At 62.7% G+C, this 20,894-nt stretch carries 24 protein-coding genes; 9 read left to right on the top strand and 15 right to left on the bottom strand.

Annotation, left to right across the window (positions count from 1 at the left end):
- Positions 1 to 9: 9 nt before the first annotated feature.
- Complete coding sequence (locus tag H620_RS0122125) at positions 10 to 885, top strand: helix-turn-helix transcriptional regulator (protein ID WP_027908057.1); 876 nt, start codon at positions 10 to 12, stop codon at positions 883 to 885.
- 29 nt (positions 886 to 914) lie between these two features.
- Here H620_RS0122125 and H620_RS0122120 read toward each other — a convergent pair whose 3' ends face one another.
- The 3 genes from H620_RS0122120 to H620_RS0122110 form a co-directional block, all read right to left on the bottom strand.
- Positions 915 to 3,305, bottom strand: coding sequence for a TonB-dependent siderophore receptor (locus H620_RS0122120; RefSeq protein WP_027908056.1), 2,391 nt, complete (start codon positions 3,303 to 3,305; stop codon positions 915 to 917).
- A gap of 154 nt (positions 3,306 to 3,459) precedes the next feature.
- Positions 3,460 to 4,446: a FecR family protein gene (locus H620_RS0122115; RefSeq protein ID WP_027908055.1), complete on the bottom strand. Its 987-nt coding sequence runs from the start codon at positions 4,444 to 4,446 to the stop codon at positions 3,460 to 3,462.
- Positions 4,443 to 5,000: an RNA polymerase sigma factor gene (locus H620_RS0122110; RefSeq protein WP_023378741.1), complete on the bottom strand. Its 558-nt coding sequence runs from the start codon at positions 4,998 to 5,000 to the stop codon at positions 4,443 to 4,445. Before H620_RS0122110 ends, H620_RS0122115 begins: the two co-directional genes overlap by 4 nt.
- A gap of 335 nt (positions 5,001 to 5,335) precedes the next feature.
- On the opposite strand from H620_RS0122110, the gene H620_RS0122105 reads away from it, so the two are divergent.
- Positions 5,336 to 5,683: an HPF/RaiA family ribosome-associated protein gene (locus H620_RS0122105; protein WP_023378740.1), complete on the top strand. Its 348-nt coding sequence runs from the start codon at positions 5,336 to 5,338 to the stop codon at positions 5,681 to 5,683.
- 125 nt (positions 5,684 to 5,808) lie between these two features.
- The gene (locus H620_RS0122100; RefSeq protein ID WP_027908054.1) at positions 5,809 to 6,111 is read left to right on the top strand and encodes a DUF3509 domain-containing protein; all 303 of its coding nucleotides are present in this window, start codon (positions 5,809 to 5,811) and stop codon (positions 6,109 to 6,111) included.
- A 15-nt stretch (positions 6,112 to 6,126) separates the two neighbouring features.
- Here H620_RS0122100 and H620_RS0122095 read toward each other — a convergent pair whose 3' ends face one another.
- Together H620_RS0122095 and H620_RS0122090 are read right to left on the bottom strand one after the other, a co-directional pair.
- Positions 6,127 to 6,429 (bottom strand): hypothetical protein, encoded by a 303-nt coding sequence (locus H620_RS0122095; protein WP_027908053.1) that lies wholly within the window; start codon positions 6,427 to 6,429, stop codon positions 6,127 to 6,129.
- A 114-nt stretch (positions 6,430 to 6,543) separates the two neighbouring features.
- Positions 6,544 to 7,014 (bottom strand): phosphate-starvation-inducible protein PsiE, encoded by a 471-nt coding sequence (locus H620_RS0122090; RefSeq protein WP_023378737.1) that lies wholly within the window; start codon positions 7,012 to 7,014, stop codon positions 6,544 to 6,546.
- 257 nt (positions 7,015 to 7,271) lie between these two features.
- On the opposite strand from H620_RS0122090, the gene H620_RS0122085 reads away from it, so the two are divergent.
- Positions 7,272 to 7,529, top strand: a complete 258-nt coding sequence (locus H620_RS0122085) for a YebG family protein (RefSeq protein ID WP_023378736.1) — start codon at positions 7,272 to 7,274, stop codon at positions 7,527 to 7,529.
- A gap of 42 nt (positions 7,530 to 7,571) precedes the next feature.
- Here H620_RS0122085 and H620_RS0122080 read toward each other — a convergent pair whose 3' ends face one another.
- The gene (locus H620_RS0122080) at positions 7,572 to 8,591 is read right to left on the bottom strand and encodes a Leu/Phe/Val dehydrogenase (RefSeq protein ID WP_023378735.1); all 1,020 of its coding nucleotides are present in this window, start codon (positions 8,589 to 8,591) and stop codon (positions 7,572 to 7,574) included.
- Between the two features lie 124 nt (positions 8,592 to 8,715).
- Here H620_RS0122080 and H620_RS0122075 point away from each other — a divergent pair, with 124 nt between their 5' ends.
- Complete coding sequence (locus H620_RS0122075; protein WP_027908052.1) at positions 8,716 to 9,522, top strand: SirB1 family protein; 807 nt, start codon at positions 8,716 to 8,718, stop codon at positions 9,520 to 9,522.
- Here H620_RS0122075 and maiA read toward each other — a convergent pair.
- From maiA to hmgA, 3 genes are read right to left on the bottom strand one after another with little or no spacing between them, the layout of a single operon-like run.
- Positions 9,516 to 10,148 (bottom strand): maleylacetoacetate isomerase, encoded by a 633-nt coding sequence (gene maiA / locus H620_RS0122070; protein ID WP_023378733.1) that lies wholly within the window; start codon positions 10,146 to 10,148, stop codon positions 9,516 to 9,518. The two genes, H620_RS0122075 and maiA, sit on opposite strands and share 7 nt — an antisense overlap.
- Before the next feature lie 14 nt (positions 10,149 to 10,162).
- Entirely contained in the window at positions 10,163 to 11,455 is a 1,293-nt protein-coding gene (gene fahA, locus H620_RS0122065) for a fumarylacetoacetase (RefSeq protein ID WP_023378732.1), read from the bottom strand.
- A 3-nt stretch (positions 11,456 to 11,458) separates the two neighbouring features.
- The gene (gene hmgA, locus H620_RS0122060) at positions 11,459 to 12,760 is read right to left on the bottom strand and encodes a homogentisate 1,2-dioxygenase (RefSeq protein WP_027908051.1); all 1,302 of its coding nucleotides are present in this window, start codon (positions 12,758 to 12,760) and stop codon (positions 11,459 to 11,461) included.
- A 165-nt stretch (positions 12,761 to 12,925) separates the two neighbouring features.
- On the opposite strand from hmgA, the gene H620_RS0122055 reads away from it, so the two are divergent.
- Positions 12,926 to 13,711, top strand: coding sequence for an IclR family transcriptional regulator (locus H620_RS0122055; RefSeq protein WP_027908050.1), 786 nt, complete (start codon positions 12,926 to 12,928; stop codon positions 13,709 to 13,711).
- Between the two features lie 266 nt (positions 13,712 to 13,977).
- On the opposite strand, the gene H620_RS0122050 is transcribed toward H620_RS0122055, so the two are convergent.
- From H620_RS0122050 to H620_RS0122035, 4 genes are all read right to left on the bottom strand, one after another.
- A complete protein-coding gene (locus H620_RS0122050; protein WP_027908049.1) occupies positions 13,978 to 14,892 on the bottom strand; it encodes an SDR family oxidoreductase in 915 nt (304 codons plus the stop codon).
- 115 nt (positions 14,893 to 15,007) lie between these two features.
- The gene (locus H620_RS0122045) at positions 15,008 to 15,913 is read right to left on the bottom strand and encodes an alpha/beta fold hydrolase (RefSeq protein ID WP_027908048.1); all 906 of its coding nucleotides are present in this window, start codon (positions 15,911 to 15,913) and stop codon (positions 15,008 to 15,010) included.
- A 176-nt stretch (positions 15,914 to 16,089) separates the two neighbouring features.
- Positions 16,090 to 16,776 (bottom strand): LrgB family protein, encoded by a 687-nt coding sequence (locus H620_RS0122040; RefSeq protein WP_027908047.1) that lies wholly within the window; start codon positions 16,774 to 16,776, stop codon positions 16,090 to 16,092.
- The gene (locus H620_RS0122035; protein ID WP_023378725.1) at positions 16,766 to 17,152 is read right to left on the bottom strand and encodes a CidA/LrgA family protein; all 387 of its coding nucleotides are present in this window, start codon (positions 17,150 to 17,152) and stop codon (positions 16,766 to 16,768) included. The genes H620_RS0122040 and H620_RS0122035 overlap by 11 nt, the downstream gene beginning before the upstream one ends.
- Before the next feature lie 96 nt (positions 17,153 to 17,248).
- Here H620_RS0122035 and H620_RS0122030 point away from each other — a divergent pair, with 96 nt between their 5' ends.
- Positions 17,249 to 18,127, top strand: coding sequence for a LysR family transcriptional regulator (locus tag H620_RS0122030; RefSeq protein WP_027908046.1), 879 nt, complete (start codon positions 17,249 to 17,251; stop codon positions 18,125 to 18,127).
- A gap of 75 nt (positions 18,128 to 18,202) precedes the next feature.
- Here the strand turns inward: H620_RS0122030 and H620_RS0122025 are convergent, their stop codons facing one another.
- Complete coding sequence (locus tag H620_RS0122025; protein ID WP_027908045.1) at positions 18,203 to 18,658, bottom strand: flavodoxin; 456 nt, start codon at positions 18,656 to 18,658, stop codon at positions 18,203 to 18,205.
- 105 nt (positions 18,659 to 18,763) lie between these two features.
- On the opposite strand from H620_RS0122025, the gene H620_RS0122020 reads away from it, so the two are divergent.
- Both H620_RS0122020 and H620_RS0122015 read left to right on the top strand, forming a co-directional pair.
- Positions 18,764 to 19,192 (top strand): PAS domain S-box protein, encoded by a 429-nt coding sequence (locus H620_RS0122020; protein WP_023378722.1) that lies wholly within the window; start codon positions 18,764 to 18,766, stop codon positions 19,190 to 19,192.
- Positions 19,193 to 19,248: 56 nt separating this feature from the next.
- The gene (locus H620_RS0122015; protein ID WP_023378721.1) at positions 19,249 to 19,866 is read left to right on the top strand and encodes a hypothetical protein; all 618 of its coding nucleotides are present in this window, start codon (positions 19,249 to 19,251) and stop codon (positions 19,864 to 19,866) included.
- Here the strand turns inward: H620_RS0122015 and H620_RS0122010 are convergent.
- On the bottom strand, positions 19,851 to 20,777 hold the full coding sequence (locus H620_RS0122010) for a MerR family transcriptional regulator (protein ID WP_027908044.1): 927 nt from the start codon (positions 20,775 to 20,777) through the stop codon (positions 19,851 to 19,853). The genes H620_RS0122015 and H620_RS0122010 overlap by 16 nt on opposite strands.
- Positions 20,778 to 20,894: the final 117 nt, after the last annotated feature.

Raw genomic sequence — 20,894 nt, 5'->3', positions numbered from 1 at the left:
GAAACGCCCATGACCCCACTGTCCCAGCTGCAAGTCTTCAACGCCATGCACGCCTCGCCCAACGCCAGGCTGGAGCTGAGCGCGCACCTGGGCGATGGGCTGGCAGCGGCGCTGTGGAGCAACCGCGACGATGCCCGCGACTACCAGGCGCCGAGCCACCACACGCTGTCGTGCTACATCGCCGACGGCACAGGGACTTTCCGGCGCCAGCGCCCGGACGACAAAGGCGCGCCGAACAAGCTGTGCATCATGCCCGCCGGCCACGAGTCGAACTGGGTGGTCAATGGCTCGATACGCCTGGCGCACCTGTACGTCAGCGAAACGCAGTTCGCCCTCGGCTGCATACGTCTGCTCGACCGCGAACCTCGCGAACTGCAGTTACGGGAAGCGACGTTCCTGGACGACCCGCAGCAGGCCGGGCGCTTTCGCCAGTTGATCACCCTGAACTGGGACGAACCCAGCGAACGACTGCTGGCCAGCAGCCTGGCCCATGAGATCGTCGACCATGCAGTGCTCGGTCAGGTTGGCCTGCGCGAAGGGTTGCGCTTGAAAGGTGGGCTGGCGCCCAGTGCGCGCCGGCAACTGGCCGACTACATCGAAGCGCATCTGGACCAGCCGATTACCCTGGGCGAGCTGGCGCTGTACTGCAACCTTTCCGAATATCACTTTGCACGCATGTTCCGCACCAGCTTCGGGCTACCGCCGCACCAGTACCTGCTGGCCCGGCGCCTGAACCGGGCTTGCCAGCTGTTGCGGCGGGGCGAGATGGCGCTCGGGGAGATTGCCTTGTCGTGCGGTTTTGCCAGTGCCAGCCATTTCAGTAATCGGTTCAAGCAGGCGTTCGGTGCAACACCCGGCGAATACCGCTTGGCTTTCGACACGTGAAATCGGGGCCGCACTGCAGCCCCACATTCCTAGAACTCAAGCGTGCTGGACAAGCTCACCTGCCGCGCATCGCCTATCGCGACAAAGTACTGATTCACGGCCGAGCTGTAGTACACCTTGTCGAACAGGTTCTTCACGTTCAACTGAAGGCGTACCTTGTGCTCGTCCAGCTTGGTTTCGTAACTGGCGAACGCATCGGCCACGGTGTAGGACGGCAAGTCGAAGGTGTTGGTCGCGTTGCCTGCCCGCTCCCCCACATAACGCACTCCTGTCCCCAGGCGCAGGTTGTCGCCGCCGAACAGACTGCCGAAGTCGTACACCGCCGACAACGAGCCGCTGTGCTTGGCCACGTTCTGCAGGCGATTGCCCTTGAGCTCCGGGTCCTTGGTGACTTCTGCATCGGTGTAGGCATAGCTGCCGATCAGGCTCCAGCGCTCGCTCAACTGGCCGGTGAGATCGAGTTCGACGCCTCGCGAACCGACTTCGCCGGCGTTGCTGTACACGGTTTCGCCACTGCTGGTATCGAAGTTGGCCACCAGCACGTTGCGCTTGGTGATGTCGAACAGCGCCAGGGTACCGGTGAGCTTGCCAGGCACATCGAGCTTGGCGCCAATCTCCCAGGACTTGCCCTCCTCCGGCGCAATGGACGAGTCCAGTACCAGCCCGCCGGTCAACGGGGCAATGCTCGAGTTAGGCTTGAACGACTCGCTGTAGCTGCCGTAGAACGACAATTGCTCGTCCACTTTGTACACGATGCCTGCATGCGGCACCCAGGCCTGGCCGCTGGTGTCGGTGTTGGCCTTGAACGGGCGACCGCGTCCGGCGTACTGGTCGTACTGCTGGAAACGCGCGCCGGCCACCAGGATCCAATGGTCGTCCAGGTGCAGCGCGTCCTGGAAGAACAGCGCATCGGTACGCAGCTTGTCGGTCTGGTCGCTGTCGCTGGCCCGTACGGTGCTGCCCTCCACTTCCTGGCCATAGACTGGGTTGAGGTAGCTGAAGGTCGACTGGCTGCTCTGGCGAATCAGGTCGCCGCGAAAGATCTTGCGGTCCTCGTGGTCGGCACCGAGCAACAGGTCATGCTGCATGCCCGCCAGTTCGACATTGCCGTTGAGGCTGACCGTGACGAACTGGTCGCGGCTCATGGCGTTGTGGGTGCCATCGATGCTGCGTTTGAGGGTGCCATTGGCTTCGTTCACGCCGGTCACGCGAACTTGGCTGGCATCGTAGGTCTCGCGGTTGAAGCTGTAGCCGACGTGCAGTTTCCAGTCATCGGCCAGCTGGTGGTCGACCTCCAGACGGTAGAGATCAGAGCGCCCTTGCATGTCGTTGAACGGCTCGTCCAGGCGCCGGGTGGCCGGGATGTTCAACGGATGGCCATCGCTGCCGAAGGCGGTGCCGCGGTCGAAGGGGTAGAGAAACTCGCGGTGCTCATAGGCCAGTACCACTTGGGTGTCTTCGCCCAGCCAGGCCAGCGACGGCGCGACCAAAGACTCGCGATGCACGCCGTAATTGCGCCAGTAGTCTTCGTCTTCATGATCGACGATCAGGCGGTAGGCGAATTGACTGTCACCCAACGCGCCGGTGCTGTCGAACCCGCCACCGCTGCCGTTCTTGCCGCTCCCATAGGTGGAGCCTCGAACGGTCAGCGCGTTGTACTGCTCCAATTGTGGCCGCTTGCTGACCACGTTGATGACGCCACCTGGGTCCTGGATTCCATACAGCAGCGAGGCCGGACCTTTGAGCACCTCGATCCGCTCGGTGCTGGCATTGAGGCTTCGGCCCTGCACGATGGGCATGCCATCGCGCATGATCGAACCGTCACGGTTGTCGCCAAAGCCGCGCTTCATCACGGTGTCGGCGGTGCCGCCGAAATTGTTGCCCTGGGTGATGCCGCTGACGTTGGTCAGCGCATCGTCGAGGTTGCGTGGGGCCTGGTCGCGAATGACCTGCGCCGGAACCACGTTGATAGCCTGGGGTATGTCCTGCGTCGGTCCTTGCCCACGCATGATTGATGCTACCGCTGGTGGCTGGTAGCTGTGGGTGTCCATCTGCGAGGTCACCGTGGTGGCTTGCAGGTTCAGCGCGCCCGAGGTGTCCATAGGTTCGAGGGTCAAGGTACGGGCATCGACACGCCGCCAGGTCAGGCCGGAATTACCTAGCAACTGCTGCAATGCCTGCTCGGCACTGAAGCTGCCGTTGAGTGCCGGCGCCTGAATGACAGGCAGTTCAAGGGTATAAACCACGCTCTGGCCAGTGGCGCGACTGAAAGCGTTGATTGCCTGAGCCAAAGGTTGGCTGGGCTGAGCGAAGGCATACAACTGAACCTGCTCGGCGGCCTGCACCAGCGGGGCGACGGGCAAGGCGCCAAGCGCCGCGAGGCCGAAGCAGAGAGGAATGCAACGCGGGGTGAACTTCATGGACGCTGACCTGTGAGAGGGTTATTACTGCGAATGAATCGCACTTCCACTCATTACACGTACGCCAGGTTCCGTTACCTCACCTTGTTTTGAACATTTTTTACCTGTGTCGGCCGCATCGCCGGCAGGCCGGCTCCTCCCTGGGCTTGCACACTTACCGAACAACAGTCAGACGCCCAAGGACCGTCTGACGCGAGAAGCCCAGCACCTTGCCCAGTGAGTCCAGCGCCAACAAAGGGTCCTGGACCGGGAAACTGCCACTGACCTTGCGTTGAGCCAACTGCTCATCGAGCAGCAGGATACGGCCTGGGTAATAACGCCCCAGATCCTCGACCACTTGCGCCAACGGCACCTGGTAGTAATTGAGCCAGCCCTGGCGCCAAGCCAAGCGGGTTTCGCTGTCCACACTCAAGGTCTCGCCTGGCCGTCCCTCGGCATAGACCAGTTGCTGATTGGCAGTCAACTCACGAGCAGCCCGGCCCTGAGCCGGCGTCACCGCCACGCGACCGCTGCGCACGGTGACCTGGGCACCGGCGCCCTGCTCGCGCACTTCGAACTGGGTTCCCAGCACGCGCACTTCACCACCTGCCGCCTCTACCAGGAACGGCTTGCCGGTGTGGGTCACCTGGAAGTACGCGGCCCCGCGCAACAGCCGTACGCGACGCTCCCCCTGACTGAAGTCGACGGCAATCGCACTGTCGGCATCCAGCACGACCTGCGACTGGTCGGCGAGGCTGACCTGGCGCACTCGCCCGGTGCTGCTGTAGTCGGCCTGCAGGTCTTGCAGCCAGTTGCCTGGATGCCAACCACCGGCAGTGCCCAAGGCCAACACCAGGCATGCCGCTGCAGCCAGGGGCCCTGCCATTCGCGACCAGCGGCGCCTGCGCGGGGTCGCTACCATCGCGTCCAGGTACTGCTGCAAGCCTGCACGCTCCTCCTGCGCCAGTCGGGCAGCCGGTGCGGCGCTCAGCCGCCAGAGTTCCTGGGCATCGGCATAGGCATCACGGTGTGCGGGGTCGGCCAGCAGCCAGCGCTTGAACGCCGCGCCGTTCGCTTCCTCTGGCCGTTCATTGATGCGGCTGAGCCAGTGCAACGCTGCCTGGGACTGGGCGGCGGAAATCGAATTCGGACGGCGGCTCATCGACGGGCGCTCCCTGGCCTGCGTGTGGACGACACGGGCTCGGCGACGCTCGCCTTGCACGCTTCAAGGGCGCGCATCATATGCTTTTCAACGGCGCTCTGGGACAGTTGCATGGCTTGGGCGATCTCACCGTACTTGCAGCCATGAATGCGGTTGAGCAGAAAGATCTGCCGTGTGCGTTCGGGCAGCGCCCGCAGCGCAGCTTCGATGCATTGCAGGTCGTGCTCGACCTCCAGCGCCTGCTCTGGTGCCTGGGCGACAGGCGTTTCGTCCAACGGCAGCGAGGCTTCGGCAACGCGCTCGCGGCTGCCTTCGCTGCGCAGATGGTCGATGGCCAGGTTGCCAGCGCAGCGCAGCAGATAAGTGTCGAGCGCCTCGACCTTGACCTCGGGCCGACGCCAGAAGCGCAGGAACAGTTCCTGGACCAGGTCCGCGGCTGTTGCGCGGCAACCGATCCGCCGGCTGACCAGCGCTTCCATGCGGGCGCGCTGGGCCAGGAATACCTGCAGAAAACGTGCACGCCCGCCTGTGCTGTCGGAGTCTGATTCGTTCATGGGTTCATAGGGCCAGCGCCACCCGCCCCGGGCGGCAGAAACAGGTCATTGAGATAGCCGTGAAGTTGCCGCCATAGCTGGCCAGGCCGCATTCAATAATAATGATTTCAATTCTCATAAGCAAAGGCCGGGAATGCGGTTTTCCTGACCTGACTGCCGCAAGTCTGTTTGCGCAGTAGCCGCAACAGGCTAATTGCAACAGGAAATTTATTTTCAAAAAGGGGTTGTAATCGTCGCGCCGTTGCCTGACCTTAGGGTCAAGAGGCGAAGAAATTCCAAGGGCCTCAATGGCCTAGGCACGCCTCCATGCGAGCAAGCTGAATAAGGATTGAATCATGCAAATCCAGGTCAACAGCAGCAACCATATCGAAGGCAACATCCGGCTCAATGAGTGGGTCCGCAGCACACTGCAGAGCACTCTCGAACGTTACGAGGACGACCTCACCCGCATCGAGGTGCACCTGCGCGACGAGAACGGCGCCAAGCCCGGACCGCATGACAAACGCTGCCAGATGGAGGCTCGCCCGAAAGGTCATCAGCCGATTTCCGTGACCCACACCGCCACCTCGCTGGACCAGGCCGTCGATGGCGCCGCCAGCAAGCTGAACAATGCGCTGGAGCACTTCTACGGCAAATTACGCAGCAAGCGCGGGGCACTGGAACTGAGTGATCCTGACGCCTGATCAAGCCCTATGTACAACAACGCCCGGCCTTGCGCCGGGCGTTTTCGTTTCCGTCGGCCATCGCGCCTGAACCAAGCCAGCGATTGCCGGTCAACTTCTGCAATCATCACGTGCAGAGCCTGACCATGAACAACCCTTTCGAGCAGATCAGCGCCGCCTTCGCCCCCGACTACCGGGTCAACCTGAGCATCGAACGCCTGGACGGCAGTATCATGCTGACGCTTTCGGACGATAGCGGCATGGTCGTCAAGCGCCTGATCAGCCAGGCCCAGCGCAACGACCCGGTGCGCTTGCAGCGTGTCATCGACAGCATTCGCCTGGGCCTGGCCATCGAGTTGGGACAGAACCCGTTGCAGGTGCTTGCTGCGCTAACCCGCGACCCACGTCCCGAACCGCGCAATTTCTCCGCCGTGGGCGTCGCTAACTGAAGCAGGGGTGGGCTGTCAGCCAAGACCCAGCATGTTGCCGATCTCTTTTTCGAGGTCCAGCAAATGCAGGCCGCGCACACGGTAACGAAGGTCGAAAGTGGCAGGTTGGTGGAACAGGCCAAACAACCCCTGATCGTAGGTAGGCTCCTCACCCCGACGCAGATGGTGCAAGACTTCATCGACCAGGTTGCGCGAGACGACCACATCGCAATCGATCACATCGGCAATTTCGGTGACATACACCGTATCCAGGTCGATTCCCAGCGGCAGGAAGGCCTCGGTCAGGTAAGCGCGGACGCTTTCAGCTTCAATCGTCATGGGGTTCTCCATTCGGCGTACGCAGCTCGCGACCCTGTGTCGCGATCAAGGACTCGACGCCGGACATCATTGAACCGCCGGGGACGTTAACACCCGCGCTAACTATCTAGCCCCTCATTTGCCCTCTTCCAATTCTTTGCCGTTAGCGTCCAGCACCTTGGTCGACGGGTAGCGGTACGACGCGTAGCGCACCACCAGAATCGAGAACGCCAGCAACAGGATACCGCCGCACAGGTACAGCAGCCCTTCGTCCGGCGCCTTGTGGTGCGATACGTCACCGATCAGCAGGCGGGTCAACGCGGTGATGGCGACATACAGCAAGAAGCGGATCGGCATGTGGTTGGTCTTGAAGTAGATCCCCACCATCGCCCCGAGCTCCAGGTAGATGAACAGCAGCAGGATGTCATCCACGCTGATGCCGCCTTTGCCCAGCATGTCCAGGAAGGTCATCACTGCCGCATAGGCGGTGATAGCGCCGATGCCGAACAGCGCCAAGTAGTGGAACGCCTCGACGCACAGATTGCCCAGCGAGTCGGCCGAGCCGTGCAGGCCCTTGCGCAGTTTTTCAGCCCATTTGATGTTCACGATTGTCCATTCCCCGATACGACATGAAGGATGATGCATCACGCCTGTGACGCTTGTGCCATGCAGTTAAAGGGCCAGGCCCCCTCTCTTGGAAGGCGACCGAACGCCGCAAGACACCTGAGAGAGGCCGCCGACGCCAAACTGGGCTATAAAAATGCCAGTTCGCCAGCATGCAGGATTGCATTAGCGTCGATACTGTATGAATATACAGATATCACCTAGCACCTTCCCTTCTCCTTCGCTGAAGAGGCCAAACAATGGCTGTTGAAACCCTTTACCGCAGCTCTCGAGACCTGGAGACCCTTTTCGTGGACCGCAAACTCGCCGATGCGCATGACCAAATGCTCGAACTCGCCGAGGCGCTCACCGAAGTTTTGCTGAAGAATGTCGCCAACCTGAGTGAAAAACAGGCCGAAGACGCAGGCATCTTCATGGCCAAGAACCGCGCAGTGTTCGCTACTGCGTTCAAGAGCAACGCGTCGGCCCTGGGCGAACTGGTTCAGCCGAGCGAATAGCGGCTGGCGCGCAGCAGGCGAAGGAGCATGAGCCTTCGCCTCTCAACCGTACAACAGCCGTTCCGCCAGCATCTGCGCCACCCGCGCTGGCGAGCGCTTTTCTGCCTGGGCGTGGGCGAATACCTCGGTCAAGCGCGAGGGGATCCGCGCAAGATGCGCGGTGATGGTGGTCAGGTCTTCACCACGGTGCTTGAGGGCCACATAGATCAACCCGCCAGCATTGATGACGTAGTCGGGCGCATAAAGAATTCCGCGGGCCTCCAACTGGTCCGCCACCTGCAATGTGGTGAGCTGGTTGTTCGCCGATCCCGCTACCGCCGCGCAGCGCAGCTGCATCACGCTCTGGCCGGTGAGAACCGGCCCCACGCCGCACGGAGCGAAGATGTCGCAGGGGGTGCTGATCAAGGCGTCGTTGGTCACCGGGTGGGCGTTGAACTGCTCAACCGCCAGGCGTACGCGGCCAGGGTCCAGGTCACTCACCAGCAACTCCGCACCGGCCGCATGCAGTTGCTCGGCCAAGGCATAGCCCACATTGCCCAACCCCTGGACCGCTACCCGCAAGCCCTCCAGATTGCCACTGCCCAGGCGAGCCTGGGACGTGGCGCGAATACCGGCGAACACGCCCATCGCAGCATGCGGCGATGGGTCACCCGAGGCGGTGGTGCTGGTGACGTGGGGCGTGCTCTGGGCTATGCAGTCCATGTCCAGGGTCGAGGTGCCACTGTCCACGGCGGTTATGAAGCGACCTTGCAAGGTGTCGACAAAACGGCCAAAGGCCTCGAACAACGCCGCTCGGTTTTCCACATGCGGGTTGCGCATGATCACCGCTTTGCCGCCACCGAACGACAAGCCAGCCAGCGCCGCTTTGTAGCTCATGCCTTGAGCCAGGCGAATGGCATCGGTCATGGCGCTTTCGTCATCGGCGTACGGCAGGTAGCGACAGCCCCCCATGGCCGGCCCCAGGTGTTCGCTGTGAATCGCCACCACAGCCTTCAACCCTGTGGTCGGGTCGATCCACAGGTGCATTGACTGGGTGCGGGTGCTTTGCATCAGCGCGAACATCAACTGGCTCCCCCAAGAGGTGCTCCTTTGAGTATAGGCAGGCAGCCCATCCAAGGCACTTTGGCGGACCACTGGACGAACGAGGGCGTCAAAGCTAATAGTTAAGCGTATGTGGAGAAGCGCGATGAACCCACGTCAAGCCTGCCAGACCTGCCTGGAGCGCCAGCCGGTCGCCCTGCTGGAAGCCGCCCTCTGGATCGCCGCCGAGCACGACCGACATGTCGACCCGGCCGCGTGCCTTGTCACGGTGCACAACCTGCAGCGTGAGATCAGCGCCAACCTGCCGATGCTGCCGTTGTGTGAACTGGCCCAGCCACTGTTGCGTCAGCTCAATGCCCTTGGCTTCCAGCAGGACGAATACCACCCGCTACGCCCACAGGCAGCCTTGATGGACAAGGTGCTGCAACGTCGTCGCGGGCAACCGTTGACCCTTGCCATACTGGCCCTGGAGCTTGCGCAACGGCTGTCCATCCCCCTTGAGGGCGTTGGTTTTCCCGGGCACTTCCTGCTGCGCGTTCCCGGTGCCGATCACCTGCTCGACCCCTGCGGCGGCCGGCGCCTGTACCCGGCGGATTGCCGCGAACTGCTGGCCCGCCAGTTCGGCCCGCATGTGCCACTGACCGCCGAGCATCTGCGGGTGGCAAGCCCGACGCAGATGCTGCAGCGACTGTCGCGCAACCTGCGTCAATTGCACATCAGCGACGATAACCACCTGGCCGCGTTGATCGATGCTGAGCGGGTCATGCAACTGGGGCCAGTCCAGGCCAGTGACTACACGGCCCGGGCCTCGCTTTACCAGCATCTGGATTGCCCCCAGGCCGAACGCTTCGACCTGGAGCATGCCTTGCTGCTGACCGACGATCCGATCCAGCGCCTGAAGCTGACCGAGCGCATCGGCCAGCTACCGGCGGTAAACCGGTCGATTCACTGAGCCGGTGTGTCCGGCTGGCGGGATGGGTGAGCCGTCACGAAGGCGGGGTGTCGCTGCGCAAGGGCCGCGACTCGGCGGATACGCGGGTAGGCACCCAGGTCGACAGTGAACCGCTCGGCCGCGTACAGCTGTGGAATCAAGTACACATCCGCCAACCCTGGCGAAGCGCCGAAACAGAAGCCCTCGTCACCGATCAGTTGTTCGATCGCCGCCAACCCCTGGCCAATCCAGTGGCCGATCCACTGGTTGACCTGCGACTCGTCATGCCCCAGCTGCCGCAGCTGGTTGAGCACGCTGACGTTGTGCAATGGATGGACATCGCAGGCGATGATCGCCGCTACAGCTCGCACCCTGGCCCTGTCCTCGGTACCCGCAGGCAGCAGTGCAGGCTGTGGATACGCCTCTTCGAGGTACTCGATGATCGCAGGGGACTGCACCAGCACATCACCGCCATCGGTGCGCAGGGCCGGCACACGGCCCTGTGGGTTGATGGCGGCATAACCTGCACCGAGCTGCTCACCCTTGAGCAGGTTCACCGGCAGGGCCTGGTAGTCCAGGCCCTTGAGCGCCAGGGCGATACGCACCCGAAAGGAAGAGGTGGAACGGTAGTAGGTATACAGCTCCATGTGCCGACCCTCGCTCAATTGGCCGCTACGATCTTGCCGCGGCATTCACCGAAACCGATGCTGGCGAAGCCCTCGCGCGTGCAGCGGGCACGCAGGATGATTTCGTCGCCGTCTTCGAGAAACTTGCGCACTTCGCCACTGGCCAGGGCTACCGGCTGCTTGCCACCTTCGGTGATCTCCAGCAGGCTGCCGTAGGAGCCAGGCGTGGCCCCGGACAGCGTCCCGGAGCCAAACAAGTCGCCCGGTTGTAGCTGGCAGCCGTTGACGCTGTGATGAGCCACCATCTGCGCCACGGTCCAGTACATGCTGCGGGTGTTGCTCAAGGTCAGGCGGTGGGCCGGCAGGCCTTGCTCGCGCAGGCCTTCGGTGAGCAGCAGCACCTCCAACTCGATGTCCAGTGCGCCATTGGCCTGGTCACGTTTGTCCAGCAGGTACGAGAGCGGTTGCGGGTCGCCTTCAGGGCGTGCTGGCTGGGCGCAACGGAAAGGCTCCAACGCCTCGGCGGTCACCACCCAGGGCGAAATGCTGGTGATGAAGCTCTTGGACAGGAACGGGCCCAGCGGCTGGTACTCCCAGGCCTGGATATCACGCGCCGACCAGTCGTTGAGCAGGCAGTAGCCGGCCACGTGCTCGGCGGCATCCCCCACTGGGATCGCCTGGCCCAGGTCATTGCCCTGGCCAATCCAGATGCCCAGCTCCAGCTCGTAGTCCAACCGCGCGCAGGGGCCGAAGGTCGGCTCGCTCTGCCCGGCCGGCAGCGTCTGGCCCTTGGGACGACGCACCTCGGTACCGGAGGGGCGCAGGGTCGATGCCCGGCCGTGATAGCCGATCGGCACATACTTGTAGTTGGGCAGCAACGGGTTGTCGGGACGGAACAGTTTGCCGACATTTTTGGCGTGCTCGATACCGACGTAGAAATCGGTGTAATCGCCGACTTTGGCTGGCAGGTGCAGCTGGCAGTCACCGGCCGGATACAGCGCGGCCTTGAGGGCAGCCTGATGCTCGCTGTGCTCCCCCAGCAGCACCAACAGGCGCTCGCGCAGGGCGACACGGGCGCTGCGGCCCAGCGCGAAGAAGGCATTCAGTTGCCCACCCCGAGTAGCCTCGACCGCAGTCTTGGCCTGCCCTTCGAACAGGCCGGCGGCCAGTACCGCCTCCAGGTCGAGGATGGCATCGCCAATGGCGACGCCACATCGCTGTGCCTCACCAGGACGACTGAAGATTCCCAATGGCAGGTTCTGCAACGGGAAGTCGCTATGCCCGTTGGCGTGCTCTACCCAGCTGCGGGCAATGGCGGTCTGGTTCATCGGTTATCTCCGGTTCGGGTTGAAGGTGCTCGGCAGGGTTGCCCAGCAACTATCGTAGTCGGCCTGCAATTGGGGGCATTCGAGGGCATGGCGGCTTGGGCGCAGCACCTGGCTGGTCTCGAACATGAAAGCCATGGTGTTGTCGATCTTGTGCGGCGCAAGGTCTGCGGCGATGGCTTTCTCGCACGTTTCGGCATCCGGCCCGTGGGCGCTCATCACGCCATGCAGCGAAGCGCCGCCAGGCAGGAAACCTTCGGCCTTGGCGTCGTAGGCGCCTTGGATCAGGCCCATGAACTCATTCATCAGGTTGCGGTGGAACCATGGGGGTCGGAAGGTGTTCTCGGCCACCATCCAGCGTGGCGGGAAGATCACGAAGTCCATGTTGGCCATGCCGTGGACGCTGGTCGGTGATGTCAGCACGGTGAAAATGGATGGGTCCGGGTGGTCGAAGCTGACCGTGCCCAAGGTATTGAAACGGCGCAGGTCATACTTGTAGGGCACATGACTGCCGTGCCAGGCGACCACATCCAACGGCGAGTGCTGCAGCTCGCAGGCCCAGTGCTCGCCGAGGAACTTCTGCACCAGTTGTACCGGCCCGGTGGACTCTTCGTAATGGGCGACCGGCGTCAAGAAATCACGCGGGTTGGCCAGGCCATTGCTACCGATTGGCCCCAGCTCCGGAATGCGCAGCGGCGCCCCATGGTTCTCTGCCAGGTAACCACGGGCGTGGCCGTCGAGAAGTTCGACACGGAACTTCATGCCCCGCGGGATCACCGCGATTTCCAGCGGCTCGACTTCCATGACCCCAAGCTCGGTGGCGATGCGCAACCGTCCCTGCTCCGGCACCAGCAGCAGTTCGCCGTCGGCATTGAAGAACACCCGTTCCATGGAACGGTTGGCGCTGTAGATATAGATGCTGACGCCAGCGGGTTTTTCCGCCGACGCGTTGGCCACCATTGGCAGCCAGCCTTCGATGAAATCGGTGGCCTCGGTGGGGATTGGCTGTGGGTTCCAACGCAGGCGGTTGGGAGTGCTCGCACCAAGCGGGCCGTTCAGTGGCTGGCGCTCGAGGCGCTCGAAGCGCGGGTGCAGTGCCGAGGGACGAATGCGATACAACCAAGTGCGACGCAGTTCGCTGCGGGCCATGGTGAAGGCGGTGCCGGAAAGCAGTTCGGCGTACAGGCCGTAAGGGGCTTTCTGCGGCGAGTTCTGCCCCACCGGCAATGCGCCAGGCAACGCTTCACTGGCAAACTCGTTGCCAAAGCCGCTCAAGTAGTGAAGGTCGGGGGACGTGTCACTGTTCATCGATGCCTCCGGGCTCGTGCAGAGCCGTTGTTGGCAGCTGGCTGCGGGAGAAGGCAGCGCGTCTGCATTGTTTTTATCGTAATCAGATTACGTATAACGTAATTTGCTCCCCGAAAGGCGTCAAGCTATAAAGACGCCACTCGAAGACTCCGGAAGCCCCAGTCCATGGCCAAAGCCAGCCCCTCCGCCGACAACGGCAAGCAGAAGGTCCGCTCGGCAGAAGTCGGCACCGACATCCTCAAGGCCCTGGCCGAGCTCTCCCCTTCCACGTCGTTGTCGCGTCTGGCCGAGCATGTGCAGATGCCCGCAAGCAAGGTGCACCGCTATTTGCAGGCGCTGATCGCCAGCGGCTTCGCTGAGCAGGATGCAGCCACCAACCACTATGGGTTGGGACGCGAGGCCTTGCGGGTGGGGCTAGCCGCGTTAGGTAGCATCGATGTGCTGAAAATCTCGGCCTTGCCGCTGTCGCAGTTGCGCGACGAACTCAACGAAAGCTGCTTCATCGCGGTGTGGGGCAACCAGGGAGCGACCGTGGTGAGCATCGAGCCGGCGGTGCGTGCGGTGACCGTGGTGACCCAGATCGGCTCGGTATTGCCGTTGCTGAGTTCCTCGACCGGGCTGGTCTTCGCCGCCTACCTGCCCGAACGCGAAACGCGAGAATTGCGTGACCGCGAGCTGGCTTCGCTGGGGCAAACGCCTGCGGATTATGAACCCGTGCTGGCCGGTATCCGCGCGCGCGGCCTGCACCATGTGCATGGCCTGCTGATGCCGGGGGTCGATGCGCTGTCGGCACCCGTATTCAATGCCATGGGCCAGATTGCCGCCGTGATGACCGTGGTGGGGCCAACCTCGATCTTCCATGCCGACGAATCTGGCCCGGCGGCACGGCAGCTGTTGGCGGCGGCTCAAGAGGTCAGTTGGCGGATGGGCTATTCGCCGAGGGTTGAGTGAGCCTGCAGGGCGGAGGTGAAAACCTGAAAAGAGACAGGAATTGCGCTAGGGGCACTTTTACCCGAAACGTAAAGGTGAATGTCACCAGCGACTATTTTTCCCCCAGGATCAAGCGCTTATTCTTGTCTCACTGGCTGGCACGAAGGGCTCTCCCCCCCCGCCTTTCGCGCCGAACAGGGTTCACTGACGTTGATTTTGAAGCTCCTTGATCATACGTCTCGATTGGCCGCTGCCTTTGCAGCGGTCTTTTTTTTGGCTTGCCACAATCAACCCAGCGGATATTTCTGCAGATTCGCCATCATCTGCTGCAATGCCTGCAGGCTGTCCTCTGGGTGTACCGCACCCTGGAAATCGCCGATTTGTTCCCAGCTTTGCGCCACCTGCTCGGGGGTGAAACCTTCCCGTGGGTCAAAGCCGACGCCCAGACTACGCTCCCAGCGCACTTTGCCAATCCAGCCACCGCCGACCTCGAATAGCTGACCTGTGTCCTGGCACTGCTCGCTACCCAGGTACACCACCAGCGGGCTGATCAGCTCAGGTTTGAGCCGGTCGAACACTTGCGGCGGAATCAACCCCTCGGTCATTCGGGTCCCCCCCGTCGGCGCTATGGCATTGACCAGAACGCCATGCTTGCGTCCTTCGATGGCCAGTGTACGGGTCAGGCCGTAGAGGCCGAGCTTGGCCATCCCGTAGTTGGCCTGGCCGAAATTGCCGTAGATGCCGGACGTCGAGGCGGTGAAGATCACGCGTCCCCAGTTCTGCGCGCGCAGGTGCGGCCAGGCTGCATGGGTCACTTTGTAGGCGCCTTCGACATGCACCTGATAGACCTGATCCCAGTCGCTGTCTTCCATCTTGTGGAACGTCTTGTCACGCAGGATGCCGGCATTGTTCACCAGTACATCGACCCGACCAAAGCTGTCCAGGGCCTGCTCGACGATACGGGTGCCGTCGGCGACCGAGTCATGGTTGGCCACCGCCGTTCCCCCTGCAGCGCGGATCTCGGCCACCACGCGATCAGCCGCCGAAGCACTGGCACCTTCACCGTGGGTCGAGCCGCCCAGATCGTTGACCACGACTTTGGCGCCACGCTCGGCAAACAACAATGCATGGGCGCGGCCCAAGCCACCGCCGGCTCCCGTGACGATCACCACTCGGTCTTGCAGTTGCACCGGCTCGCTCATGTTCGTGGCTCCTGGTCAGGTTGGATGCAGCGAGTGTCCGCCAGCCCCGCAGGGCGAACAATCAAGCTCACTCAGGCTGAATGCCGGGCGATAACGCAGGGCGATGATCGCCTGGTTAGGACCAGGCGACCTTCAGCGGCAGGACACTCAACGGTTGTTCGCGAAACGCCAGGTAGTGACGCAGCACCTGCACGGGTGCCTCGGTATGCGGGTAATGGCCAATGCCTTGTAGCTGCACGGTGTCCGGCTCGGGTACCAGTTCCCGGTAGCGCTCGACCATGCGGATGCCCGAGATCGGGTCGACCACACCGTTGATCAAGCGCATCGGCACCCCTGCGCGCTGCATTGCCGCGACCCAGCGCTCGCGGTGCAGCCTGCGTTCGGGTACATAGCCCACCAGCTTGTGCAGAATGCGTGTACCCCGGTTGGCCGCGATCAGACTCCAGCAATCGTCCAGCGCGCTCTCGCTGGGATGTGTGCATGGGCCATAGATCTGGGTGACGCTGCGCACCAGGTCGTCCCGCCCGAACGAACGGCCCACCAGCCAACCCAGCCGGCTGAGCAGGAGCTTTTGAATCAGCAACACCTGGCAGCGCTCGGGGAACAATCCGCTGTTGAGGAACACGCAACTGGCGATGTCCGCGCGCTGTTCGTAGTGTCGCGCCAGCAACTCCTGGGCGACGCTGCCACCATAGCCATGCGCCAGCAGGTGCACCGGCTGGTCGACCTGCAGATGGGCAAGCAAAGCCTGCTGCAAGTCGGCTTGCTCCATCAAGCTGTAGGTGTGTTTGAGCGGTTTGGCAGAGTCGCCAAAACCCAGCATGTCGCAGGCAATGACCCGGAAGCGCTGAGCCAGCGGCGCCCACAGGTAGTGCCAATCCCAACTCGCGGTGGGAAATCCGTGCAACAGTAGCAGGGGCTCTCCTTGCCCTGCGGTCCAGTAGCGGATGCTCTGGCTCCGGAATGAGAAATGCTGTCCCCGGGTACGCCAGACGCACAATGGAATCTCGGCCAAAGGCATCAGAATCGTCCCGTCGGATAAGGGTTGGTGGAATAGGGCAAGGCTGCGGTCATTGCATGTCACCTCGGCACTTACATGTGCTCTCTACATCGAACCTCAGTCTAGCCAGCCGCCGAAGCAGAGAAACTTGCGTTGACAGCCAGCTTGATGACTCAGCGAGTCAGTGGCACGAACGGTCACAACAGCATGGCCAGAAGCGGCGCCGCAAACAGGTTCAGCAGCCCCGTCAGGACCATGACCAGGCCGGCCACGGAACCTTCTTCGCGGCCCACTTCCTGCGCCCGACTGACCCCAGCGCCATGAGCCCCAACCCCGAACAGGGCCCCTCTGGCCAAAGGCGTGCGCAAGGGCAACCAACGCAGCAGCACACCACCGAACATCGCCCCCAGCACGCCGGTGAACATCACGAACACGGCCGTCAGCTCCGGGACGCCACCCAAGTCGTGGGCCAGCGGCATGGCGAAGGGCGTGGTGATCGAGCGAGGCACCAGCGACAGGCTGATCGCATTGTCCAGCGCCAACAGGTGCGCCAGCCCCCAGGAGCTGGCAATGGAAGCCGCGCTGCCAGCCACCATGCCGATCAACAATGCTGGCCAGTGCCGGGCCAACAGGGCCCGCTGCTGCCAGATAGGTACCGCGAATGCCACGGTCACCGGCCCAAGGACACTCATCAGCCAATGGGTGTTGCGTGCGTACTCGGCGTAGGCCGTGTGCAGCGGAATGGCGACCGCCAACAGCAGCGTTGGCACCAGTATCAACGGCGACAGCAGGTAGCGACCGCTACGCCGGTACAGCCAGCGGCTGCCCAGGTAGGCGGCCAGGGTCAGGGCCAACCAGAATAGCGGCATGGGCTCAAGACTCATGGCGCAGCCTCCAGCGACACACCCACTCGACGGTCACGGCAGTGACCACCATCACCATCAGTGTGCTCACGGCGATCACCAGCAATATTCGCCAGCCTTCGTGGCGCATCAAGGCGCCGTAGTCGAGCAGGCTCATCAGTGCCGGAATGAAGAACAGCAGCATCTCAGCCATCAGCCAGCCGGCGCCCAGTTGCAAGGTGGCGGGTTTGATCACGCCGCTGGCAAACAGCAGCAACAGCAGCGCAAGCCCCATCACACCGCCCGGGATGGGCCAGCCCAACCAGGCGGCCAATTGGCCGCCGAGCAGGAACAACGCCAACAGCACCGCCAGCTCGCCAAGCAGACGCAGGATCTTTTTCAGTAACGCGGGTTTCATGGGGGAGTCCTCGACAGGCCCTCATCTTAAAATTTGCCTGCCTAGGCCAGAAGCGAATTGTTAGACTGCACGGCATTCCATTTTGGAATTCAGGCCATGGAATTCAAACAACTGCGTAGCTTCATCGAAGTGGTCAACCGCGGGGGGTTCACGCAAGCCGCGCACACCCTGCACATCAGCCAGTCCGCGGTCAGCAAACAGGTCGCTCAACTTGAGCAAGATGTAGGCCAGCCCCTGCTGGAGCGCCAGGCTTCGCAGCTGCACCTGACCGCTGCCGGGCGCATCGTCCTTGAGCGTGGCGAAGCCTTGCTGCGCCAACGCCAGGCGCTACTCGAAGAACTCGACGACCTGAACCAGATGGGCCGGGGTGAACTGCGCCTTGGCCTGCCGCTGTTAGGCAGCGATGCCTTGTTCGCGGGGCTGTTCGCCGAGTATCGACGGCGCTACCCGAATATCTCGATCCAACTGCTCGAAGGCGGCAGCCACAGCATGGAACAAGCGGTGAGAACCGGCGAACTGGAACTTGGCGGCAGCCTGACGCCCAGTGACCCGGCCTTCGCGTACCAACCGTTCTGTAACGAGCCTTTGGATGTGCTGTTGCCGGCTGGGCATGCATTGGCGGGCCTGGGCCAGATCGATCTACATCAGTTGGCCGAGACACCGTTTCTGCTGTACCAGCGCAGCTTCGTACTGAACGACCGCTTGCTCAAGGCTTGTCAGCAGCAGGGATTCACGCCGAAGGAAGGTGGACGCAGCGGCCAGGCTGACTTTCTGGCTGCGCTGGTGGCAGCGGGCCAAGGCGTGGTGCTGCTGCCCCGGGTGGTGGCAAAAGCGCTGGAGCGCCCCGGAGTGGTGCGCCTGGCACTGCGCGCGCCCACGGAGCTGCGCTGGGACATCGCTTTTATCTGGCGGCGCGGGGCCTATCTGTCGCGGGCGGCGCAGGCATGGTTGCAAATGGTGCGGCAGGCGCCTTGAGCGTCTTGACCGACCTCATCGCCGCCAAGCCGGCTCCTGCGAGGTCCGCAGCGGACCTGGCAGGAGCCGCTGGAATCAGCCTTTGAGCGCCTGGGCCAGCTCGGCCAGCCAAGGCTCGGCATCGGCCTCCGGGGTTACCGTCTCGCTCGCATCCAGACGCAGCATCGGCTGCACTTCACGCACGCCCAGTTCGGCGAACAGCTCGCGCATTTGCTCGCCGCCACCGCAGAAGGTATCACCGTAGCTGGAGTCGCCCAGGGCGATCACCGCGCCCGGCAGGCCACGCCAGGCAGCGGGCAAGGTGTCACGAATGGTGCAGTACAGCGGCATGAGGTTGTCCGGCAGCTCACCCATGCCGGTGGTCGAGGTGACCGCCAGCAAGGCCTCTGGCGCGAAGCCCTGCAAATCCTGCAACGTAGCCCGCGCAGCGTGCCAGGCGTCGAAACCTGCTGCCTTGAGCAAGGACTCGGCGTGACGGGCGACTTCTTCGGCGGTGCCATACACCGACCCGGAAATAATGGCGACTTTCATCGGGGAGAGGATTCCGAAACTGAGTGAAAACATAGGATACTAACATCCGGCGCTGGCAAAAGGCCGCCTCTACCATAGTCCTCCTTTTCAATTGATGGCCCGGACATGATCAACGCGCAATTGCTGCAATCCATGGTCGATGCGTCCAACGACGGTATCGTGGTTGCCGAACAGGAGGGCGAAGACACCATCCTGATCTACGTGAACGCGGCGTTCGAACGCCTGACCGGATACAGCCGGGACGAGATTCTCTACCAGGACTGCCGTTTCCTGCAGGCCGACGATCGCGATCAACTCGGCCGTGCGCGCATCCGCAAAGCCCTCGCCGAAGGCCGCCCGTGCCGAGAAGTGCTACGCAACTACCGCAAGGACGGCACGGCTTTCTGGAACGAGTTGTCCATCACACCGGTCAAGAACGACGCCGAGCAACGAACCTATTTCATCGGCATCCAGAAGGATGTCAGCCGGCAGGTCGAGCTGGAGCGCGAGCTGGCCGAACTCAATGCCCGCCTGAATTCCGACGAACGTACCTGAACCAAGCCCCAGGAGCATTGTCCATCCCGTTGAAGAAATCGCCTCCGAGTTCGATCATGCAAGCAAACGCGCTCCTGACCCAGGACGAGCTGGACTTCATACAGGGCATGCAGCACACGCCGCAGCTGAACCTGGCCGACCCCATGTCGAGCCTGCTGGTCAATGGCGACCGCCGCATCCAGACCTTGCTCACCCGCCTGGTGGCCAATGAGCAGGTGACGTTGCAGGCCCAATTCAACAACCAGCAGATCAGCTTCCCGCTGCAACTGGTCGAAGACGAGTTCCACGCCCTGCACCTGCAACTGGGCTCACCGGAAATCTACGAGGACGGCCCGATGCTGCGTCCCTGGCGCCTGACGCTGGACCAGCCGAGCGCGTTGCTCGATGCTCACGACAAGGTCAGCGGACTGTGGGTGCGCGAAATCTCCTTCAAAGGGGCGCTGCTGGAAGTTCGTGACCTCAAGCATGCCCCAGCGCATTTCGAGCTGTATTTCGCCCCAGGTGGAATCACACCGATCGAGTTGCAGGGGACTCTGGGCCGGCGCATTGGTCCAGATCTGGCTGCCTATGACCTGAGCCAAAGCCCGGCTGAAGAAATCGAGCGGCTGCGCGAGTACATTCTCCAGGCACATCGCCAGGCCCACCCTGAACTGTACGCTCAGGTATCGAGCTGACCGGCCAGAAACTGCCGCAAGCGCCGCCGCATCAACCCCGCCTCAGCGCCCAGACACGCCACCGGGCTTCCTGCCAGACTGTCCTGGGCCAGCTCCGCGGCTTCTCCAGCCAAGAGTAGTGGGCACTCCAGCCCCACCACCAGGCGCACCAAACGTTTGCCAAGGTCCAGCGTCAGGTGATTGGAGAACATCACCAAGGCAGCGGGACGCAACCGCTCGCAGACCAGCGTGAGCTCTTCAAGCGGTTGCCCTGGGGCCAGCAAGGTCACCGCCACGTCATCACTGCTCAAGAGCAGGCCGGCCACCAGCAACTCCAGCTCTTGGCAAGGCCCGGGCAGAGCCGCCATCAGCACTCGCTGAGTACCGCTCTTGCGCGAAGACTGCAGCAGCGACAGCACGCGTCCTCGCAAGAACTGATCAAGGAACAGCCATTCGCTGGTCTGCCCAAACATCCCATGCCCTGCCGCCAGATCGTGCCAGACCGGCAGAAACAGCTCCGTGAAAGCGTTCTGTAGGGTGCCATGGGCCAATGCCTGGTCGAACAACTGCCCCAGAATCGCGCTGTCGAAGGTGCGCAAGGCCTCGCGTAACCGGGCCTGGCACGGCCCCTGGGCATTGGCTGTGACGGCGGGACGGGCTTCGCGCGCCACGGCCTGGCCTCGGGCAAGAATGCCACCGACCTTGCTCACCGCGACACCACGCTCGAGCCAGCCCAGGATCAGGCGAATGTCGTCGATATCGGCTTGGGAATAAAGACGATGGCCACTGTCGGTTCGGGTCGGTTGGATCAGCCCGTAGCGCCTCTCCCAGGCACGCAGGGTCACCGGGTTGACGCCCGTGAGGCGGGAAACTTCGCGGATTGGAAACAGGTCCTGGTGTTCCAGGCCGGCCTCCATTGCCGTTTTGTTCATCTGCACTAAGCACCCTGTGCGCTTTGATTGAACGCGCATACTACTACGACAGAATAGATTATCGGTCTGTGACCGTTCGCCGCCTGAGACTTGCCTGGCGCTCAACAGTCGCGATAA

It is taken from the genome of Pseudomonas taiwanensis DSM 21245 (assembly GCF_000425785.1).
In the GTDB taxonomy this organism is placed as follows: domain Bacteria; phylum Pseudomonadota; class Gammaproteobacteria; order Pseudomonadales; family Pseudomonadaceae; genus Aquipseudomonas; species Aquipseudomonas taiwanensis.
Note: the sequence above shows the minus strand (reverse complement) of the source record. Positions and strands in the feature narration are given on the sequence as shown.

Bases quoted from the DNA above. Each gene is read 5' to 3' on its own strand.
- H620_RS0122110 (WP_023378741.1), bottom strand. From the start codon at position 5,000: ATGAACGAATCAGACTCCGACAGCACAGGCGGGCGTGCACGTTTTCTG.
- H620_RS0122100 (WP_027908054.1), top strand. From the start codon at position 5,809: ATGAACAACCCTTTCGAGCAGATCAGCGCCGCCTTCGCCCCCGACTAC.
- H620_RS0122125 (WP_027908057.1), top strand. From the start codon at position 10: ATGACCCCACTGTCCCAGCTGCAAGTCTTCAACGCCATGCACGCCTCG.
- H620_RS0122120 (WP_027908056.1), bottom strand. From the start codon at position 3,305: ATGAAGTTCACCCCGCGTTGCATTCCTCTCTGCTTCGGCCTCGCGGCG.
- H620_RS0122050 (WP_027908049.1), bottom strand. From the start codon at position 14,892: ATGAGCGAGCCGGTGCAACTGCAAGACCGAGTGGTGATCGTCACGGGA.
- H620_RS0122055 (WP_027908050.1), top strand. From the start codon at position 12,926: ATGGCCAAAGCCAGCCCCTCCGCCGACAACGGCAAGCAGAAGGTCCGC.
- H620_RS0122080 (WP_023378735.1), bottom strand. From the start codon at position 8,591: ATGTTCGCGCTGATGCAAAGCACCCGCACCCAGTCAATGCACCTGTGG.
- H620_RS0122095 (WP_027908053.1), bottom strand. From the start codon at position 6,429: ATGACGATTGAAGCTGAAAGCGTCCGCGCTTACCTGACCGAGGCCTTC.
- H620_RS0122030 (WP_027908046.1), top strand. From the start codon at position 17,249: ATGGAATTCAAACAACTGCGTAGCTTCATCGAAGTGGTCAACCGCGGG.
- hmgA (WP_027908051.1), bottom strand. From the start codon at position 12,760: ATGAACAGTGACACGTCCCCCGACCTTCACTACTTGAGCGGCTTTGGC.
- H620_RS0122105 (WP_023378740.1), top strand. From the start codon at position 5,336: ATGCAAATCCAGGTCAACAGCAGCAACCATATCGAAGGCAACATCCGG.
- H620_RS0122010 (WP_027908044.1), bottom strand. From the start codon at position 20,777: ATGAACAAAACGGCAATGGAGGCCGGCCTGGAACACCAGGACCTGTTT.
- H620_RS0122015 (WP_023378721.1), top strand. From the start codon at position 19,249: ATGCAAGCAAACGCGCTCCTGACCCAGGACGAGCTGGACTTCATACAG.
- H620_RS0122035 (WP_023378725.1), bottom strand. From the start codon at position 17,152: ATGAAACCCGCGTTACTGAAAAAGATCCTGCGTCTGCTTGGCGAGCTG.
- H620_RS0122025 (WP_027908045.1), bottom strand. From the start codon at position 18,658: ATGAAAGTCGCCATTATTTCCGGGTCGGTGTATGGCACCGCCGAAGAA.
- H620_RS0122040 (WP_027908047.1), bottom strand. From the start codon at position 16,776: ATGAGTCTTGAGCCCATGCCGCTATTCTGGTTGGCCCTGACCCTGGCC.
- fahA (WP_023378732.1), bottom strand. From the start codon at position 11,455: ATGAACCAGACCGCCATTGCCCGCAGCTGGGTAGAGCACGCCAACGGG.
- H620_RS0122020 (WP_023378722.1), top strand. From the start codon at position 18,764: ATGATCAACGCGCAATTGCTGCAATCCATGGTCGATGCGTCCAACGAC.
- H620_RS0122075 (WP_027908052.1), top strand. From the start codon at position 8,716: ATGAACCCACGTCAAGCCTGCCAGACCTGCCTGGAGCGCCAGCCGGTC.
- H620_RS0122115 (WP_027908055.1), bottom strand. From the start codon at position 4,446: ATGAGCCGCCGTCCGAATTCGATTTCCGCCGCCCAGTCCCAGGCAGCG.
- H620_RS0122045 (WP_027908048.1), bottom strand. From the start codon at position 15,913: ATGCCTTTGGCCGAGATTCCATTGTGCGTCTGGCGTACCCGGGGACAG.
- maiA (WP_023378733.1), bottom strand. From the start codon at position 10,148: ATGGAGCTGTATACCTACTACCGTTCCACCTCTTCCTTTCGGGTGCGT.
- H620_RS0122085 (WP_023378736.1), top strand. From the start codon at position 7,272: ATGGCTGTTGAAACCCTTTACCGCAGCTCTCGAGACCTGGAGACCCTT.